18 protein-coding genes are annotated in these 17,284 nt (G+C 66.2%); 13 read left to right on the top strand and 5 right to left on the bottom strand.

Translation table 11 applies throughout. The features are described from left to right. Positions 1-3: 3 nt before the first annotated feature. The 3 genes from ABLE91_RS04465 to ABLE91_RS04455 form a co-directional block, all read right to left on the bottom strand. A complete protein-coding gene (locus ABLE91_RS04465; protein ID WP_348928797.1) occupies positions 4-1,158 on the bottom strand; it encodes an LLM class flavin-dependent oxidoreductase in 1,155 nt (384 codons plus the stop codon). Between the two features lie 34 nt (positions 1,159-1,192). Further along, entirely contained in the window at positions 1,193-1,876 is a 684-nt protein-coding gene (locus ABLE91_RS04460) for a class II aldolase/adducin family protein (protein ID WP_348928796.1), read from the bottom strand. A 433-nt stretch (positions 1,877-2,309) separates the two neighbouring features. Further along, positions 2,310-3,068 (bottom strand): IclR family transcriptional regulator, encoded by a 759-nt coding sequence (locus ABLE91_RS04455; protein WP_348928794.1) that lies wholly within the window; start codon positions 3,066-3,068, stop codon positions 2,310-2,312. Between the two features lie 156 nt (positions 3,069-3,224). On the opposite strand from ABLE91_RS04455, the gene ABLE91_RS04450 reads away from it, so the two are divergent. From ABLE91_RS04450 to ABLE91_RS04430, 5 genes are read left to right on the top strand one after another with little or no spacing between them, the layout of a single operon-like run. Next, positions 3,225-4,199: an ABC transporter substrate-binding protein gene (locus tag ABLE91_RS04450; RefSeq protein ID WP_348928792.1), complete on the top strand. Its 975-nt coding sequence runs from the start codon at positions 3,225-3,227 to the stop codon at positions 4,197-4,199. Between the two features lie 26 nt (positions 4,200-4,225). Continuing rightward, positions 4,226-5,257: a CobW family GTP-binding protein gene (locus ABLE91_RS04445; RefSeq protein WP_348928791.1), complete on the top strand. Its 1,032-nt coding sequence runs from the start codon at positions 4,226-4,228 to the stop codon at positions 5,255-5,257. A gap of 27 nt (positions 5,258-5,284) precedes the next feature. Further along, on the top strand, positions 5,285-6,691 hold the full coding sequence (locus ABLE91_RS04440; protein WP_348928789.1) for a dihydroorotase: 1,407 nt from the start codon (positions 5,285-5,287) through the stop codon (positions 6,689-6,691). Further along, entirely contained in the window at positions 6,688-7,482 is a 795-nt protein-coding gene (locus ABLE91_RS04435; protein ID WP_348928787.1) for an ABC transporter permease, read from the top strand. The genes ABLE91_RS04440 and ABLE91_RS04435 overlap by 4 nt, the downstream gene beginning before the upstream one ends. After that, positions 7,479-8,285: an ABC transporter ATP-binding protein gene (locus ABLE91_RS04430; RefSeq protein ID WP_348928785.1), complete on the top strand. Its 807-nt coding sequence runs from the start codon at positions 7,479-7,481 to the stop codon at positions 8,283-8,285. The genes ABLE91_RS04435 and ABLE91_RS04430 overlap by 4 nt, the downstream gene beginning before the upstream one ends. A gap of 164 nt (positions 8,286-8,449) precedes the next feature. Here ABLE91_RS04430 and ABLE91_RS04425 read toward each other — a convergent pair whose 3' ends face one another. Beyond that, complete coding sequence (locus tag ABLE91_RS04425) at positions 8,450-9,352, bottom strand: AraC family transcriptional regulator (protein WP_348928784.1); 903 nt, start codon at positions 9,350-9,352, stop codon at positions 8,450-8,452. Positions 9,353-9,449: 97 nt separating this feature from the next. Between ABLE91_RS04425 and ABLE91_RS04420 the strand changes: the two genes are divergently transcribed. From ABLE91_RS04420 to minE, 4 genes are all read left to right on the top strand, one after another. Beyond that, a complete protein-coding gene (locus ABLE91_RS04420; protein ID WP_348928782.1) occupies positions 9,450-10,193 on the top strand; it encodes an SDR family oxidoreductase in 744 nt (247 codons plus the stop codon). A 224-nt stretch (positions 10,194-10,417) separates the two neighbouring features. Next, on the top strand, positions 10,418-11,152 hold the full coding sequence (gene minC / locus ABLE91_RS04415; protein WP_348928781.1) for a septum site-determining protein MinC: 735 nt from the start codon (positions 10,418-10,420) through the stop codon (positions 11,150-11,152). Between the two features lie 33 nt (positions 11,153-11,185). Continuing rightward, positions 11,186-12,001 carry a septum site-determining protein MinD gene (minD, locus tag ABLE91_RS04410; protein WP_348928779.1) on the top strand — a complete coding sequence of 272 codons (816 nt, stop codon included), beginning with the start codon at positions 11,186-11,188 and terminating at the stop codon, positions 11,999-12,001. Beyond that, positions 11,998-12,261 (top strand): cell division topological specificity factor MinE, encoded by a 264-nt coding sequence (minE, locus tag ABLE91_RS04405; protein ID WP_348928777.1) that lies wholly within the window; start codon positions 11,998-12,000, stop codon positions 12,259-12,261. Before minD ends, minE begins: the two co-directional genes overlap by 4 nt. A gap of 309 nt (positions 12,262-12,570) precedes the next feature. Here the strand turns inward: minE and ABLE91_RS04400 are convergent, their stop codons facing one another. After that, complete coding sequence (locus tag ABLE91_RS04400; protein WP_348928775.1) at positions 12,571-13,287, bottom strand: GntR family transcriptional regulator; 717 nt, start codon at positions 13,285-13,287, stop codon at positions 12,571-12,573. Positions 13,288-13,455: 168 nt separating this feature from the next. On the opposite strand from ABLE91_RS04400, the gene ABLE91_RS04395 reads away from it, so the two are divergent. From ABLE91_RS04395 to ABLE91_RS04380, 4 genes are all read left to right on the top strand, one after another. After that, positions 13,456-14,346 (top strand): isocitrate lyase/PEP mutase family protein, encoded by an 891-nt coding sequence (locus ABLE91_RS04395; protein WP_348928774.1) that lies wholly within the window; start codon positions 13,456-13,458, stop codon positions 14,344-14,346. A 50-nt stretch (positions 14,347-14,396) separates the two neighbouring features. After that, complete coding sequence (locus ABLE91_RS04390) at positions 14,397-15,203, top strand: N-acyl homoserine lactonase family protein (protein ID WP_348928772.1); 807 nt, start codon at positions 14,397-14,399, stop codon at positions 15,201-15,203. Between the two features lie 36 nt (positions 15,204-15,239). Beyond that, on the top strand, positions 15,240-16,235 hold the full coding sequence (locus ABLE91_RS04385; protein WP_348928771.1) for a Bug family tripartite tricarboxylate transporter substrate binding protein: 996 nt from the start codon (positions 15,240-15,242) through the stop codon (positions 16,233-16,235). A 67-nt stretch (positions 16,236-16,302) separates the two neighbouring features. Next, positions 16,303-17,262 (top strand): D-2-hydroxyacid dehydrogenase, encoded by a 960-nt coding sequence (locus ABLE91_RS04380; RefSeq protein ID WP_348928769.1) that lies wholly within the window; start codon positions 16,303-16,305, stop codon positions 17,260-17,262. Positions 17,263-17,284 lie beyond the last annotated feature (22 nt).

The raw sequence follows: 17,284 nt of genomic DNA, 5'->3' as shown, positions 1-17,284 counted from the left end.
GCCTCAGCCTGCGGCGGCGAGCGCGTTGGGGTGCGGATCGAGCTTCGGCGCCTTCGGAAACGTGAAGGGCTGAGGATCCTGCCGGCCTTGCTTCCAGCTCGCATCGAGCTGCAGCAGCGGCATCACCTGATCGGCGAAGCGGTGCGCCTCCTCCAGGAAGGGATTGCCAGACAGGATGAAGGCGTCCACGCCGATGCTCTTGTATTCGCGGATACGGGCGGCAATGGATTCGGGACCGCCCACCAAAGCGATGCCCGGTCCGTTGCGCAGCAGCCCGAGGCCGGACCAGAGGTTGGGATAGACTTCGAGGTCGCGGGCGTGCTTCGGCCGCTCGCCGCCGTGGAAGGCGGACTGGCGCACCTGGCTGACCGCGTCCTGCGCCGCGCCCTTGCGCTGGGTCTCGGCGATGGTCGCATCGCTGGTGCGGTCCAGCATGGTCTGCGCCTCGTCCCAGGCCTCCTCGTCCGTGTCGCGCAGGATCAGGTTCAGGCGGATTCCGAAAGTGATCTTCCGCCCATACTTGGCCGCGCGCCGGCGCATGTCGGCGATCACTTCCGCGGTCTCCGGCGGCGGCTCGCCCCAGGTGAGGAACTTGTCGATGTGCTTCGCCGCCACCTCGCGGGCCACCTCGGAGATGCCGCCGAACCAGAGCGGCGGATAGGGCCGCTGCAGCGCCGGGAATTCGGCCTTCGCACCCTTCACGGTGAGGAAGCGCCCCTCGAAATCCACTGTCTCGCCGGCCATGATGCCGCGATAGATGGTGAGGAACTCGTCGCAGCGCGCATAGCGCTCGTCATGGTTCAGGTGCACGCCGGCCGCGGCGAAGCTGCCATGGCCGTTGACGATATTCAGCAGCAGACGCCCGCCCGATGCCTGGTCGAGGGTGGTGGCGAGCTTCACCAGCTGCGTTGGAGCGTACACCGAGGGATGCACCGCCAGCAGGAACCGCATGCGCGGCGCGAAGTGCAGAAGGGACGCAACGGCCACGAACGGATCGAGGCCGGCAGTGGGCTGCGTCGCGAACAGCGCACCCGAATAGCCGCGGCTGTCGATGGTGGAGGCGAGCGCCTGGAGATAGTGCTGGTCCACCGGACGGGCCCACGTGGGATCCCACGGGTTACGGCCGTCGCGGTTGACCACATACCAGAGAATTTCCATGGGTATGGGCTTTCCTGAGGAGTGCCGTCGCGGGCTAGCGGGCGATGGGCTGCGCGCCGCCGATGGCCGCCGCGCGGATGAAGAGGGCGGCAGCCTCGTCGATGATGGCCGTCAGTTCGGCCGCCTTCTTCGGCGTCTCGTGGAAGACCAGGAGGCCGTGATTGGCGAGCAGGATGGCCCGGGTCTCCGGGTGCTCGGCGAGCAGGCCGTCAATGCGGTTCACCAGTTCGCCGGAATTGCGCCCGCCATAGGTGGTGACCGGGATTTCCACCGTCTGGCCGCGCGTGAGCAGCGGCTCGTAATAGGGCGGGATCGGCTTGTGGGCGACCGCGAAAGCGGTGGCATGGGGCGAGTGGGTATGGATCGCCGCCGTCACGCCGGGCCGCGAATAAGCGTGGGTATGCATGGCGATGACCGAGCGGATGCCACCTCCGAGGCGACCGCTGACAAACTCCCCATCCAGGGTGACGACGCCAAAATCCTCCTCGCTGAGATCGGCCGGAAGGCCGCGCGAGGTGATCAACACGTGGCCCGGCGCGTCCGGCAGCAGGGCGCTGAAATTGGCCGCGCTGCCTGCCGCGATGGCGCCCCGCGCCCGCAGATGGCGAACCGCTTCCAACACCTCGGACCGGATCCGCTTTCCCTCAGGACCAAGGGCGAGCGTCCCGCCTTCGATGGCCGCGACGTCTGCCCCAAGGGCGATTGCCGACACTGCCATGACTACCTTTCAAATTTATTCGATAGATTTAATCATAAATGCGCCAACGGCCGTTGCAAGGCCGAAATCCGCCCCCAAAGCAGATTTTGGAAATTGATTGACGTTACCTAGAGATTACTCTTCAACAATGAAGTTATATTTGAGATATAGAGTTATTCAGAATGTATAAAAATTGACATCAGAATAAATAAAAAATAAATAATGCACGTTCAACCCTACCCTTAAAGCGCACCAGGGCCGGCTCTCCGTCAGCCGGCTTCAGCCGGCTGGCTCTCGCCTCGCCGAGGTAGGTAGGATTTGCGTGCGGATATGAAGCCAGCCAGTTTGGAGGCCATTCGCTCTTGGCGAAAGCAGATGCGCTCAGGCGGACGTGGCGCCCGATCGCGTCGACCCAGCCTTGGCCGGCCAGATCATGGAATGCGGGTCGCGCGCTCTACCGCGCGACCCAGGTTCCGCCCCGTGCGATCTCCTCGGAGATGGCGCGCCCGGCACGGATCACCGCGTCGCGGAATCGGGCTGCGGTGCCGGCAAGCTCCTCTTCGGCGAGAACGAGGCTCACGCCGGCAATCACCTGCTTGTTGACGAGCACCGGCGCGGCGATGCCGGCGCGGCCGTGCGCGACCTCGGACGCCGTCTCCACGACACCTGCGCGCCGGATGTTCCGCACCTCGGCCTTGAAGGCCTTCCAGTCGCCGTGGCCCAGGCGGGCGCGGATGGTGTCCTCATTGTCGAGATAGATGCGCTTCAGCGCCCGGTCCTCCAGGTGGGCGAGAACCACCTTGGAGGAGGCGCCCGCGAACAGCGGCATGGCAACGCCGCGCTCATAGGTGGTGATGGGATGGGGCGCGGAGCCGTGCTCCTGGTGCACGCACATCACCGTGTCGCGATAGCGCCGGCACAGGATGGCGGTGGCGTGCTGGGTGGTCTCGTCCAGCAGCCGCCGCATGATCTCCGATGCCAGGGGGATCAGGGTATCGCCCTGCCGCAAAAGGCGGTCGTACTCGATGAAGGCCGGCCCCAGCACGTAGCCGGCGCCCATGACCGGATCGAGAAAGCCGGCGCGGGAGAGATCCTGCACGTCGCGATAGGCCGAGCTCTGGGACACCCCCGTCTCGCGCGCGATCTCCTCGACCGTCAACGGGCCGGGCTGCCCGCGGAAGAGGGCCAGAACCTGAAGGATACGACTGGCCAACATCCGCCTCCCAGATGATACATTATCTCTGTATATGAGAAAAAAGCAAAATTCTCAACATCTGATAATAATGCTTGAACTCGTGTTTGGACAGGATTTATCCTTTCCGAAAGGCGCGCACCAGACGGGCCTCGAACCTTTCCTCCGGAGACAGTGATGACACGGATCGGCACGCTTCTTACCGCGATGATTCTGGCGGCCTCCGTGCCGCTTGCAGGCGCATCCGCTCAGGCCCCGAAGACCGAGGTGAAGCTGGCGGTTCTGGCGCCGAGCGCGCTGCTGTGGCTGCACGCCATCGCTGAGCAGAAGGGCTTTTACGCCAAGCGCAATCTTGAGATTCGGGAGCTGCGCGCCTCTGACAGCCCGGCGCTCCTCCAGGCGGTGGCCTCCGGCAGTGCGGATGCCGGCATCTCCCTCGGCGATCTCGCCGTGCGCGCGGTGGACAAGGGCGCCCCGGTGATCATCGCCGGCGCGGTGCTCGACAAGACCATCCTGCGGCTCTACGGCGCCAAGGGCACCGCTTCCATTAAGGCGCTGGCCGGCAAGCCGCTCACCGCCGGCGCGGTGAAGGGCGGCACCGCCAACCTCCTGAAGTATCAGCTCCTGCAGGCCGGCGTGGACCCGGCCGGGGTGCAGATGGTCTCCATCGCCAATTCCCGCGACCGCATCATCGCCATGGGCAACGGCCAGGTGGCGGGCGCGCTCCTCATCGCTCCCTTCGACACGCTGGCGGCCCAGGAAGGCGCAGTGCTGCTCGACGTCTATCACGAGCCCTACGTCCAGACCCCCCTGGTGGTGAACAAGACCTGGGCCAATGCGCCCGCGACCCGCCCCACCGCCATCGCCCTGACCCAGGCGCTGAAGGAGGCCGCGGCCTTCATCAACGACCCGGCGAACAAGGACGCGGCCATCGACGTCCTCTCCAGCTACACCAAGACGCCCCGCGACGTGTGCGTGGATTCCTACGCCTTCATCGTCCAGGAGCAGAAGGCGATCCCGGCCGACCTCTCGGTGCCGGCCGCCGGCCTGGAGAACCTCTTCAAGATCGACGCGGCCGTGGGCGGCGAGCCTCCCACGCAGGCATTCGTGCTGAGCCGCTACTACGATCCGAGCTTCATCGCGGGCAAGTGAGGGGGCCTAAGAGGGAGGCCTGATCCATGGCCCATTTTCGCGACATGCGGACGCCGGTGACCTTGCTCACCGGCTTCCTCGGCAGCGGCAAGACCACGCTCCTGAATGCGTGGCTGCGCGCCCCTTCGCTGAGCGATGCCGCCGTGATCGTCAACGAGTTCGGCGAGATCGGCATCGACCATGCGCTGATCGCGGCGAGCAGCGACAACACCATCGAGCTCTCCACCGGCTGCCTCTGCTGCACGGTGAAGGGCGACCTCGTGGAGACGCTGCGCGACCTGACGCAGAAGCGCGCCACGGGCGAGGTGAAACCCTTCGCCCGCGTCATCATCGAGACCACAGGCCTTGCCGATCCCGGCCCGGTGATCCAGGCGCTCATCACCTTCCCCGTCGCCCGCACATACCGCCTCGGCCGGATCGTCACGGCGGTGGACGCGGTGCAGGGCATGGGCACGCTCGACCGCCACGCCGAAGCGCGCAAGCAGGCCGGTGTCGCGGACGAGATCGTCCTCACCAAGACCGACCTGCTCACCGGCGGCACCGAGGCGCTGAAGCAGCGGCTCGCCGCGCTGGCGCCGGGCGCGCGGGTGCACGAATCCGCGCTCGGGGCGCTGTCGCAGCCGAGCCTGCTCGACGGCATCGACCCGGCCGACCCCAAGACCCGCCCGAGCGAAGTCAGGGCGTGGCTGCGCGCCGAGCAGATCGAAGAGGCGGACCCCGCCGCGCGGCATGCCGAGGATGTGGGCTCCTTCTGCCTCGCCTTCGACGAGCCGCTTCATTGGGAGCACGTGGCCGCATGGCTCGATGCCCTGGTCATCGCCCATGGCGACGACCTGCTGCGGGTGAAGGGCATCCTGTCCATCCAGGGGCGGAGCAAGCCGGTGGTGGTCCAGGCCGTGCAGCGCCTGTTCTCGCCGCCGGTGGAGCTCGCCGCTTGGCCGGAGGGCCTGGAGGGCTCCCGCATCGTCTTCATCACCCGCGGCTTGTCGCAGGATTACGTCCGCCAAGTGCTCGACGTGATCCGCACCCGCCCCATCCATTTCGACATCGCCGTCTGAGACGGCCGGTACCTGGAGGACAGTAGCGTGGACACCATCATCAAGAACGGCCTCATCATTACGGCGGACGGGCGCTTCCAGGGCTCCATCGGCATCAAGGACGGCGCCATCGCGGCCATCTACGAGGTGGGCGAGGAGCCGGCTGCCGCCGAGGTGATCGATGCCAAGGGCCTCGCCATCGTCCCCGGCGTCATCGACATGCACTCGCACCACCGCGAGGGTTCGGAGCCGGGCTTCGAATACAAGGACACCATCTACACCTCCACCCTCCAGTGTGCGGCCGGTGGCGTGACCACCTCCGTCGCCATGCCGAACGTGACACCCCCGCCCAACTCGCTGGACCTGCTGAACAAGCAGTTCGCGATTTATGAGCGCGACGCGGTGGTGGACTGGAACTTCAACCCCGCCCCCACCGTGCTCTCCGAAGTGCCGGCCATGGCACAGACGGGCATCGCCGCCTTCAAGTTCTTCATGGTGGTGGATACCGGCCGCTCCTACCCGCACATGCCGGGCATCGGCGTGCACGATCACGGCAAGATCCTGGAGATCATGCAGGCCTGCGCGGCGCAGAACGTGCCGCTCATGGTCCACCCCCACGACCAGGCGCTCATGGACGCTATCGAGCACAAGTTCTGGGAGCGCGGCGAGCGCGACGCCCTTGCTTATGCCAAGGCCTATGCCGCCCACGACGGCGTCATCTGGGAAACCGCCATCGCCACCCTGCTGCGCCTGCAGAAGGCGGCGGGCTGCCATCTCCACATCCTGCACACCCAGACCTCCGGCAGCGTGCAGCTGATCCGCGAGGCCAAGGCCGCCGGGCAGAAGGTGACCTGCGAGATCAACCCGTGGGCGCTGTTCCTCGGCTGCGAGTGGGCGGCCATCCAGCGCCTCGGCTCCTACGCCCTCTCCTACTGGGTGCCGGAGAAGAACGTGCCCGGCCTCTGGCAGGGGCTGAACGACGGCACGATCGACATCGTCGCCACCGACCATGCGCCCCATACGCGCGAGGAAAAGGAGATCGGCTGGACAGATGGCTGGAAGGCCCACACCGGCACGCCGTCCACCCAGTTCTATCTCTCCATGTTCCTCACCGCCGCGCAGGAAGGGAAGATCCCGCTGGAGCGCGTGGTGGAGGCCACCTCCACCCGGCCCGCGCGCCTGTTCCAGCTCGACCGCAAGGGCGAGATCCGGCCCGGCTTCGATGCCGACCTCGTGCTGGTGGACCTTGAGACCGAGTACGAGGTCCGCGACGAGGACGTGCTCTCGCTCGTCGGCTGGAGCCCCTATGCGGGGCGCACCTTCAAGGGCAAGCCGGTGCGCACCATCCTGCGCGGCAAGACCATCTATGTGGACGGCAAGGTGGTGGGCGAGAAGGGCTACGGCAAGCAGGCCACCTCCACCGCCCGCCACGCCCAGAAGGTCGCAGCGGAGTGACACCTCTGCGCCAATTCTACGAGTTCATCGAGGGGCGCTCGCGCGCGGCGGGCGCCCTCCGCATGCTCATCTCGGTGGCCTTCGTCCTCCTGGTCTGGGAGTTCCTGGCCACCATGGTGGTGACGAACAAGCTGCTGCTTGTTCCGCCCATGGACGTGTTCCAGGCCCTGGCGAAGGAAGGGGTCGAAGGCACGCTCTGGCGCAATGCCATGGCCACCATCGGCGCGGTGGGGGCGGCGTTCCCCATCTCGGTCGCGCTCGGCATCGCCATGGGCCTCGCGCTCGCGTCGAGCCGGTTCCTGGCGCTCACCGCGGGACCCATGCTCACCGCCCTCAACTCGGTGCCCCTGGTGGCGCTTGCGCCGCTGTTCATCGCCTGGCTCGGCCTCGGCTTCGCCTCCAAGTTCGTGATCGTCACCATCTTCTCGATCTTCCCGATCCTGGTGATGACCGAGACCGGGCTGAAGGCCACTGACAAGATCCTGGTGGAGGCGGCGCGGTCCTTCAACGCCTCGCGCTGGCAGATCTTCACCACGGTGACGCTGCCGTTCGCCCTGCCCTTCATCGTCTCGGGCATCCGGGTCGCGTGGGCGCGGGCGCTGGTGGCCATCATCATCGCCGAGTTCTTCGGCTCGTTCGCGGGCTTCGGCTTCGCGATCCTCGCCGCCGGCCAGAGCTTCGATACGGCGACGCTGCTCGCTTATGTCATCCTGCTGGGTGCCCTCGGCCTCGTCGGCAGCATCTTCTTCGAATGGCTGGAGCGCCGGCTCGCTCCCTGGAGGCAGGAATGACCGTGGCACAAAGCGCGGAAGCCCTTTCCGTCCAGGGCATCAGCAAGGTCTTCGGCCGTCCGGGCAAGCCGACCGTGGAGGCGCTGCGGGACATCAACCTCTCGATCCGGGAGGGCGAGTTCGTCTCCATCGTCGGGGCCAGCGGCTCTGGCAAGTCCACCCTGCTGCGCATCATCGACGGGCTGCTGCCGGCCTCCGCCGGGGTGATCCGGGTGTCCGGGACCACGGTGACCAGCCCTGGCGCCGACCGGGCCATGGTGTTCCAGCAGGATGCGCTCCTTCCCTGGAAGACGGTGATCGAGAACGTGGCCTATGGGCTCGTCATCGGCGGCACGCCGAAGCGCGACGCCCACGCCGTCGCCCAGCGCTTCATCGACATGGCCGGGCTCAAGGGCTTCGAGCTGCACTATCCCCACCAGCTCTCAGGCGGCATGCGCCAGCGCGTGAACGTCGCCCGGGCGCTGGCGGTGAACCCGAAGATCCTGCTGCTGGACGAACCCTTCGCCGCCCTCGATGCCCAGACGCGCGAGATCATGCAGGCGGAGCTGCTCAACATCTGGCAGAAGAGCGGCACCACCGTGCTGCTCATCACCCACCAGATCGACGAGGCGGTGTTCCTCTCCGACCGCGTGATCGTGTTCTCGGCGCGCCCCGGCACCGTGCGCCAGGAGATCCCGATCCCGCTGCCGCGCCCGAGGAGCCTCGAGGTGAAGCGCCAGGAGGCGTTCGGCGCCCTCGTCGACCGCATCTGGCACCTCATCGAGCACGAAGTGCGCAGCGCGGTGGCCGACAACCGCGCATGAGAACTGGGCGACGGGGTCCGCCCCATTGCCCGCAGTTCGGACCAATGCTGGCTTCGCACGAGCTTTGTAGCGCTCATCGATCGTGGTGCCTTTCGATCGATGGAGATGAGCTTCAATTCGTGGGGCAGGCGCTCTCGTGAAGATCAACTGTCCTGTTGTACGGGTCAGCCGATCACTGCGCGCGCATAGCGGCCCGGAGGCTGCCCCACGTGGCGGCTGAACGCAGTGCTGAACGTGCTTGCCGAGCCGTAGCCGACGCGCCTCGCCACTTCGTCCTGCGCGATGCCCCCGCTTCGCAGAAGATCCTTGGCAACCGCCATGCGCCACGCCAGGAGGTATTCCATCGGCCTCAAACCGACGGTGCGGGTGAAGCGGTCGAAGAAAGCCGAGCGGGACATTCCGGCCTCACCTGCAAGCTCGGCCACCGTCCAGGCGCGCTCGGGGTCGCCATGCATCCCCCGTAACGCGACAGCAACCCGCATATCGGACAGCCCGCGCAGCAGCCCCGGTGGTGCTTTCTCGCCCTGGGTGGCCCGCAATGCTTCGACAAGCAGGACTTCGACGAGACGCCCGAGCACGAGATCCCGGCCGACATTCTGCGCGCTCGCCTCCTCGCCCACGAGGCGCACCAGCAGCGAGAGCCGCGAAGCGCCGCGCACGTGAACCATCGCCGGCAGGAGCGACACCAGCAGCGCTGCATCAGGCGAATCGAAGATGAAGTAGCCGCCGAGCAGGCGCACGTCGGGAGGGCCGTCGGGCCTCCCGTGACGGACTTCCTCCGTGGGAGCGGGCACCGCCTTGGGATCGATGTGTCTCGGCGCCACCATCTCGAAGCTGGACATGGTGAAGGCCGGCGTCGCCGGCAGAAGCACGAAGTCGCCTTCCTCAAGGCTGACGGGCTCTTCGCCATCGACAGCCAAACGGCAACGGCCCTCGATCACCGCACAGAAACCCGGCTGACCGAAGGCGGAGTACCGCACGCCCCAGCGTCCGGCGCCGCTGATCCCTTTGGAGAACACGGCGCGGGGTCGCAGAAGCTCGATGACTTGGGAGAGCGGATCACGCATTTCCGGACTATCGCAAATGAGAACCGGACTTTTGATTGATGATAGTCCTGATTGTGGAGGTTATTTCTCTTGCGTCAACCCAAGAGAGACCTTCACCATGAAGACCGTAATGATCACCGGCTGCTCGTCCGGTTATGGGCTCGAGACGGCCCGCCACTTCCATTCCAGGGGGTGGAACGTGGTCGCCACCATGCGCACCCCACGCGAAGGAATTCTGCCCCAATCGGACCGTCTGCTTGTGCTGCCGCTCGACGTGACGAAGCCCGAAAGCATCTCGGCGGCGCTCGACCGGAGCGGGCCGATCGACGTGCTCGTCAACAATGCGGGCATCGGCGTGGTCGGCGCTTTCGAGGCAACGCCGATGTCCCACGTGCGCAAGGTGTTCGAGACCAACACGTTCGGCGTGATGGCGATGACGCAGGCCGTCATACCGCAGCTTCGCACCCGCAGGTCGGGCGTGGTCGTCAACGTCACCTCCAGCGTGACCCTCGCCCCGATGCCGCTGGCCGCCGCCTATACGGCCAGCAAGATGGCCATCGAAGGCTTCACCGGGTCGCTCGCCCACGAGCTTCAGGCCTTCGGCGTGCGCGTCAAGCTGGTCGAGCCGGGCTACGCGCCGACCACGCGCTTCTCACAGAATACGGACCTGCGAATCGAGGATCTGATTCCCGAGGCGTATGCCGCCTTCGCGAAGCCCATCTTCGCCGCGTTCATGAAGCCGGCCATGGTGACGACGGAAGCGGACGTGGCAGAGGCTGTGTGGCAGGCCGCGAACGATGTTTCCGGGCAGCTGCGCTTCCCGGCGGGAGCCGACGCTGTGGCATTGGCCCGCGCGAACTGAGCCTTGCCGGCGCCGATCCGCACGCAGATTGGCTGATCTCTGGGGCCTGAGCCAGACGCCCCTGAGGTCGATGCCCATGGTCTTATCGTAATGGGCCTCGGACACATCGAAAATCCGGGCGTGCCGATGAAGCCGACGACGTCGAGCGGGATCACACGCACCCGGATCTTTACTGCCCATTAACCATTCGACCGCTATTTCTTGGAAACCGAAAATTTACCAAGATGAGCGCCGTGTTAACGCAACCAAGACCGATACGCCTTAAGGGGCGATCCTATCTTGCGCTCACGTTGAAGCCCGACCTGCCGGTCGAGGACTGGCTGGTACGGCTCGACGATCTGGCAGGTCGGTCCCCCGGCTTCTTCCTGCGGCGGCCGGTCGTGCTCGACATCGAAGAGCTCGACATCGATCGCTCGCAGCTTCGCCACCTCGCGGCCAATCTCGCCGCGCGGAACGTCAGGGTCCTGGGCATCGAAGGGGGGCGCCCCTCCGTCCTCGGTCCCGACCTGCCGCCGGCCATGAGCGGCGGGCGCGACAGCGGCGACATCGAGGAGGTCACCCCCTCCTCGCCCTCCTCCGGAGAGGTCGCCCTCGAGAAGATCGAGAAGGCACAGCCCCGGAAGGCTGCCGTCACTTCGATCCTCGTGACACAGCCCGTGCGCTCGGGGCAGTCGATCATGAACCTCGAGGGTGACGTGACCGTCGTCGGGTCGATCGCGTCCGGCGCGGAAGTCATCGCCGGAGGATCGATCCACGTCTACGGCACGCTGAGGGGTCGGGCTTTGGCCGGCGCCATGGGCAATGCCGAGGCGCGCATCTTCTGCCGCAGGTTGGAGGCCGAACTGGTTTCCATCGACGGCCTCTACAAGACGGCGGACGACCTCGGACCCGGCCTGCGCGGGAAGGCCGTCCAATTCTGGCTCGATGGTGAAACGTTCAATGTCGGATCACTCGCCTGATCGACGGTGCGTCCATTCAAACGGGAGATATCGATGGGCAAGGTAGTCGTAGTCACGTCGGGCAAAGGCGGTGTCGGAAAGACCACCTCCTCAGCCGCGCTCGGTGCCGCCCTTGCCAAGGGCGGCGAGAAGGTCGTCGTCGTGGATTTCGACGTGGGCCTGCGCAACCTCGACCTCGTCATGGGCGCCGAGAGGCGGGTGGTCTATGACCTCGTGAACGTGATCCAGGGTGAGGCCAAGCTCACCCAGGCGCTCATCCGGGACAAAAGGCTCGAGACCCTCCACCTGCTGCCCGCCTCCCAGACCCGGGACAAGGACAACCTCACGCAGGAAGGCGTCGCGACCGTCATCGGCGCCCTCAAGGAAACCTTCGACTGGGTCATCTGCGACAGCCCGGCGGGCATCGAGCGCGGCGCGACGCTTGCGATGCGCCATGCCGACGTGGCCATCGTCGTGACCAATCCCGAGGTCTCCTCGGTCCGCGATTCCGATCGCATCATCGGCTTGCTCGACTCCAAGACGGTCAAGGCCGAGAATGGCGAGCGCATGGAGAAACACCTTCTCCTGACCCGCTATTGCCCGAACCGGGCTGAGCGCGGCGACATGCTGAAGGTGGACGACGTCCTCGAGATCCTGTCGATCCCCCTGCTCGGCATCATCCCGGAAAGCATGGAGGTGCTGCGGGCTTCCAACCTCGGCTCTCCCGTCACCCTGGCCGATGAAAACAGCGCTCCGGCGATTGCCTATTTCGACGCGGTGAAGCGCCTCAGGGGAGAGAACCTGCCGGTAACCATTCCCGGGGATAAGAGAGGCTTCTTCGGCAAGTTCTTCGGAAGGAAAGCGGCATGAACCTTCTCCGCCTCTTTTCCAGGTCCCCATCGGCCCCGGCCGCGCGCGAACGTTTGCAGGTGCTCCTTGCCCACGAGCGCGCGTCCATGGATGGCCCCGACCTGGTGATCAAGTTGCGCGACGAGATCCTTCGGGTCATCGCCAACCACATGCAAATCGACGACGAAAAGGTCAACGTGAGGATGGAGCGCGGCGCGCAGGTATCCACCCTCGCCGTCGACATCGAGATTCCGCTCAGCGCGGGGCAGAAGGCGGCTTAATCGAAAGCTTCGTCGCCTTCGGCCCCGCAAGCGTTTTCGTCGACCGTCCTTTCCTGCGAGATCCCTTGCACATCAAGGGGACGAAGACATCCGTCGCCGGCCCCATCCATGTGATGACCTGCGGCGGAGGAGCGACTGTCAGCCCGCTCAACAGCTTCGGCTTTCCCGACGTGACCATCGTCCGGGCGCCGTTCGGCATCTTCGTCGCGGATGAAAATCCGGGCAAACCCCGGCTGCGAAACCCAGCACATAACCGGGATCAGCGCAGCCCTCAGCCCCCTCCCACGATCTGCCCGGCGAGAGGCTGGATCAGGCACTCTCCGCTTCGCCGCGGGCGATGAGGGCGATCCGCAGCTTCTGTGCAGAACTCACATGCCGCCGGGCGACAGCCTCCGCAGCCTCGGCATCGTGCGCGGCAATGGCCGCGATCAGAGCCTCGTGCTCAGCGAAAGCCTCTTCGAACCGGCTCGCTGAGACCAGGGTGGTGCCGCCGAGGATCGCCAGATGGTCCAGAAGGTCGTGCAGCGTCGCGCGCAGATAGCGGTTGCGGGCAACATCATAGATGGCCACGTGGAAGCGGCGGTTCGCCTGGCTCAGAGTGGTGACATCCTTGCCCCAGGCGGCGCGGAAGCGCGCATTGAGGGCGTGGAGGGTCTCGATGTCCGCCTCGGTGGCGTTGGCTGCGGCATCCCGGCTGACCGCACCTTCCAGAAGTTCGCGGAAAGCATAGAGCTCGATCACTTCCTGGCGGGTGAGGCGCGTCACCTCGAAGCCGCCGCCCTCGGCCGGCTTGATGAGGCCGCGGGCGCGCAGCCGGTTCAGGGCCTCGCGCACGGGCGTGCGGCTCACCCCGAGCCGCTCGGCGATAACATCCTCCACGATGCGCTCGCCGGGGCGGAAATGCTGCTGGCGGAAACTCTCGCACAGGGACTCATAGACAGCCGTCGCGCGCCGCCCGCTCTGGATCGCCGCCGGCCCGGCCTCCTTGCCGGGCGCCTCTGGAAATTCAACTCCGCCTAGCGACATCACGGGTTCCTTAAGGCTTCGGGCGCGCGTTCTGCACCCATAAGGCGCATTGCAGACCATGCCCCGTCAAGCCCGCAGCGCGGTCGCCCGGGCGGTGCGGAAAATGCGCTCACCCCCGTTGTATACATCAATATTTTCTCGTATTTCTGAAAAAAAGGAGACGCCGCCATGTCCAAGACCCGTCAATTGCGTGAGCTGATCGCCGCCGGAGAATTCCTCCACATGCCCTCCGTCCATGACGGGCTCGGCGGCCGGGCCGTGGAAGCGGCGGGCTTCAAGGCGGCATTCGTCGGGGGCTATGTCACGGGGGCATCGCGCGCGGTTTCGGAGCCGCTGCTCACCATGACCGAGCAGGTGGAAACGGCGGCCAATGTGGCCGAGCGTATCTCTATCCCGGTGGTGGTGGATGCGGGCGCAGGCTGGGGCGATGCGCTGCACACCATGCGCACGGTGCGCGAGTTCGCCCGCGCCGGTATTGCCGGCCTGCACCTGGAAGACCAGCTTTTTCCGAAGCGGGCGCACTACCACAAGTATGTGGCCCATGCGATCCCGGTGGAGGAGTATGTGGAGAAGATCGACTATGCGTGCCGCGAGCGCGCCAAGGTCGATCCCGACTTCGTCATCATCGCCCGCACCGACACGTGCCGTTTCTACGGCGTGGAAGAGGCGGTGATGCGCATCAACAAGGCGGCGGAGGTGGGTGCAGACATGGGCCTGCTTTTCCCGCGCAACTCTGACGAGGCGCGCCGGGCGCCCAAGATGGCGGCCGTGCCGCTCATCTATGTGCAGAGCCTCGGCAACCGCGACGGCCGGCCGGTGTTCAGCCGCAAGGAATTGCAGGAGATGGGCTATGCGGGCTGCATCGAGGCCCAGTTCGCCATGCTCCATGCGTTCTTCCACATGGAGAAGGCGCTGCGGGAACTGGCCGAAAGTGGCCGCTACGACCAGCTGACCCCCGAGCAATATGTCCAGTGCCGCCAGGGGATCGAGGACGCGATCGGCCTCGATGAATATTACGAGATCGAGGAAAGCACCGTGGAGACCCGCCGCGCCGTGTGAGCGCGGGCGATCTCCAGAGAAAAACAGCAAGCGGCTCGGTGGGAGAGAAGATGTCCGAGACCCTTCCCGAATACGACCTGTTCGCCATCCGCTATGCCATGCGCAATGCGCAGCGGCGGGATCACTTCATCGGCGGCGACCCTCACGAGGGTCCCATGCCCATGGATTATTTCCTGTGGGTGGCGAAGTCGCCGGAGCGGACATTCGTCATCGACTGCGGCTTCACCAAGGAGGTGGCCGACAAGCGCAAGCGCACCTTCCTGCGCGATCCCATCGACGCCCTGAAGCTGGTGGGCGTGGATGCGGACGACGTGAAGGACGTCATCATCAGCCACCTCCACTACGACCATGTGGGGAACTTCCACCGCTTCCCGGTCGCGCAGTTCCATCTCCAGGAGCCGGAGATGCACTACGCGACAGGCCGCTACATGCGCTATCCGCGCCTGTCGCACTCCTTCGAGGTGGAGGACATCTGCGGCATCGTCCGGCTGAACTTCCAGCAGCGGGTGCTGTTCTACAATTCCTCCGCCGAGCTGGCCCCGGGCATCAGTGTCCATCTGGCCGGCGGGCATTCCGCCGGCCTCCAGTTCGTGCGCGTCCACACGAGGCGCGGCTGGGTGGTGCTCGCCATCGATGTCTCGCACTTCTACGAGAACATGGAGAGCAACCGGCCCTTCCCCACCGCTTTTCACGTGGGGCAGATGCTGGAAGGCTTCGACGCGCTGCGCGCGCTCGCGCCCTCCCCTGCCCATATCGTGCCCGGCCACGATCCCCTGGTCATGAGCCGCTATCCCGCGCCAAGCTCCGACCTCGAGGGCATCGTGGTGCGCCTTGACGTGCCGCCAAGCACGAGCTGACCATCAAGGAAAACCAACCAGAAAGAGGGAAACGCCATGTCGCTATCCATGTCCAAGCGCCTGCTGGCCGCCATCCTCGCGGCCGGCTGCCTCTTCGCCGCCGCGCCAGGCAAGGCGGACACCTATCCCTCCCGCGCCATCACGCTGGTGGCGCCGTTCACCCCTGGAACGCCCGCCGATCTCGCCGCCCGGCGCCTCGGGCAGGCACTCACCGAAATCCTGCATCAGCCTGTGGTGGTCGAGAACCGCACCGGCGCGGGCGGCACTACGGGCTCCACCTATGTGTCGAAGGCGACGCCCGATGGCTACACGCTGCTCGCCGGCACCCAGAGCACCCATGCCATCAATGTGGGCCTCTACAAGTCCCTGCCCTACGACCCCATCAAGGACTTCGCGCCCGTCTCGCGCATCAGCGCCGCGCCCAACGTGCTGGTGGTCAACCCAGGCCTGAAGGTGAAGACGCTCGCCGAGCTGATCGCGCTTGCCAAGAAGCGGGCGACGGAAGGCAAGCCCCTCACCTTCGCCTCCGGCGGCAACGGAACCACGGCCCATATCGCCGCCGAGTTGCTGAAGCAGGCAGCCGGCATCGACCTCGTCCATATTCCCTATAAGGGCACGTCGCAGGGGGTGACCGACGTGGTGAGCGGGCAGGTGGACATGATCTTCGGGCCCATCGCGGTGGTGCGCGGCTTCGTGGATAAGGGCACCCTCACCGCCCTGGCCATCACCTCGGACGCGCGCTCCCCTCTGATGCCCCAGGTGCCAACCGTGGCGGAGGCGGGCCTGGAGAACGCCAAGATGTCCGTATGGATCGCCGTCTATGCCCCTCCGGGCACGCCCGAGCCCGTCGTGGCCACCCTCTCCAAGGCCATCAACGAAGCCGGCAAGCTCCAGTCGGTGAAGGATGGCTTCGCCGCCGACGGGAGCGATGTGGTCACCGACAAGACGCCCGCCGACTTCGTCAAGTTCAACCAGGAAGAGATCGACCGCTGGGTGAAGGTGGTCAAAGCCTCCGGCGCGACCATAGACTAGAGTGGACGGCACGAAACCGGCTGGCCGGCATCGCCGGCCGGCACGTTCCTAGGACCTCGGAGAGCCCATGCACAGGATCGTCTTCCTCGACCGGTCCACCATCGCGCCGAGCACCATCCTGCGCCCGCCCGCTTTCCCCCACCAATGGACCGACCACGACCGCACCGCGCCGGGAGAGGTGGCGGCCCGCCTGGAAGGCGCGGCCATCGCCGTGGTCAACAAGGTGCCCGTGCGGCGCCAGGTGATCGAGCGGCTGCCGGACCTGCGCCACATCGCGGTTGCCGCCACCGGCACCGACAATCTGGACCTCGACGCCTGCGCGGAGCGGGGCATCGTGGTCTCCAACATCCGTGGCTATGCGGACCATACAGTGCCCGAGCACACCTTCGCGCTGATCCTGGCGCTGCGCCGCAGCCTTCCCGCCTATCGGGATTCAGTGCGGGCCGGCGCCTGGCAGAAAGCGGGACAGTTCTGCTATTTCGACCACCCCGTCATGAATCTCAGCGGCCAGACCCTCGGCATTATCGGCGAGGGCGCGCTCGGCCAGTCGGTGGCGGCGCTGGGACGCGCCTTCGGCATGCGGGTGCTGTTCGCGGCCCATAAGGGCTCCACCGGCATGGGCCCGCTCTACACGCCTTTCGAGGAAATGCTGGCGGTGAGCGATGTGATCACGCTCCACTGCCCGCTCACGCCCGCAACCCGCAACCTGCTCTCGGCGCGGGAGTTCGATCTCATGGCGCGCCGGCCGCTGGTGATCAACACCGCGCGCGGCGGCCTCATCGACGAGGCCGCGCTGGCGGATGCACTGCGCGCGGGCAAGATCGCGGGAGCCGGCATCGACGTGTGCTCCGCCGAGCCGCCGCCGCTCGACCATCCCCTGATGGCGTTGACCGAGCTTCCCAACTTCATTCTGACACCGCACGTGGCCTGGGCGGGCGAGCAGGCCATGCAGGTGCTCGCGGACCAGCTCATCGACAATATCGAGGCCTTCGTTTCCGGCGCGCCCCGCAACGTGGTTACGCGATAGAGTGCCGGCCTCAGAAGCCGTA

It is taken from the genome of Aquabacter albus (assembly GCF_040049275.1).
GTDB lineage: Bacteria > Pseudomonadota > Alphaproteobacteria > Rhizobiales > Xanthobacteraceae > Aquabacter.
Note: the sequence above shows the minus strand (reverse complement) of the source record. Positions and strands in the feature narration are given on the sequence as shown.

Coding starts and splice junctions, on each gene's coding strand:
- ABLE91_RS04465 (WP_348928797.1), bottom strand. CDS start 1,158: ATGGAAATTCTCTGGTATGTGGTCAACCGCGACGGCCGTAACCCGTGG.
- ABLE91_RS04460 (WP_348928796.1), bottom strand. CDS start 1,876: ATGGCAGTGTCGGCAATCGCCCTTGGGGCAGACGTCGCGGCCATCGAA.
- ABLE91_RS04450 (WP_348928792.1), top strand. CDS start 3,225: ATGACACGGATCGGCACGCTTCTTACCGCGATGATTCTGGCGGCCTCC.
- ABLE91_RS04445 (WP_348928791.1), top strand. CDS start 4,226: ATGGCCCATTTTCGCGACATGCGGACGCCGGTGACCTTGCTCACCGGC.
- ABLE91_RS04430 (WP_348928785.1), top strand. CDS start 7,479: ATGACCGTGGCACAAAGCGCGGAAGCCCTTTCCGTCCAGGGCATCAGC.
- ABLE91_RS04425 (WP_348928784.1), bottom strand. CDS start 9,352: ATGCGTGATCCGCTCTCCCAAGTCATCGAGCTTCTGCGACCCCGCGCC.
- ABLE91_RS04420 (WP_348928782.1), top strand. CDS start 9,450: ATGAAGACCGTAATGATCACCGGCTGCTCGTCCGGTTATGGGCTCGAG.
- minC (WP_348928781.1), top strand. CDS start 10,418: ATGAGCGCCGTGTTAACGCAACCAAGACCGATACGCCTTAAGGGGCGA.
- minD (WP_348928779.1), top strand. CDS start 11,186: ATGGGCAAGGTAGTCGTAGTCACGTCGGGCAAAGGCGGTGTCGGAAAG.
- minE (WP_348928777.1), top strand. CDS start 11,998: ATGAACCTTCTCCGCCTCTTTTCCAGGTCCCCATCGGCCCCGGCCGCG.
- ABLE91_RS04400 (WP_348928775.1), bottom strand. CDS start 13,287: ATGTCGCTAGGCGGAGTTGAATTTCCAGAGGCGCCCGGCAAGGAGGCC.
- ABLE91_RS04395 (WP_348928774.1), top strand. CDS start 13,456: ATGTCCAAGACCCGTCAATTGCGTGAGCTGATCGCCGCCGGAGAATTC.
- ABLE91_RS04390 (WP_348928772.1), top strand. CDS start 14,397: ATGTCCGAGACCCTTCCCGAATACGACCTGTTCGCCATCCGCTATGCC.
- ABLE91_RS04385 (WP_348928771.1), top strand. CDS start 15,240: ATGTCGCTATCCATGTCCAAGCGCCTGCTGGCCGCCATCCTCGCGGCC.
- ABLE91_RS04380 (WP_348928769.1), top strand. CDS start 16,303: ATGCACAGGATCGTCTTCCTCGACCGGTCCACCATCGCGCCGAGCACC.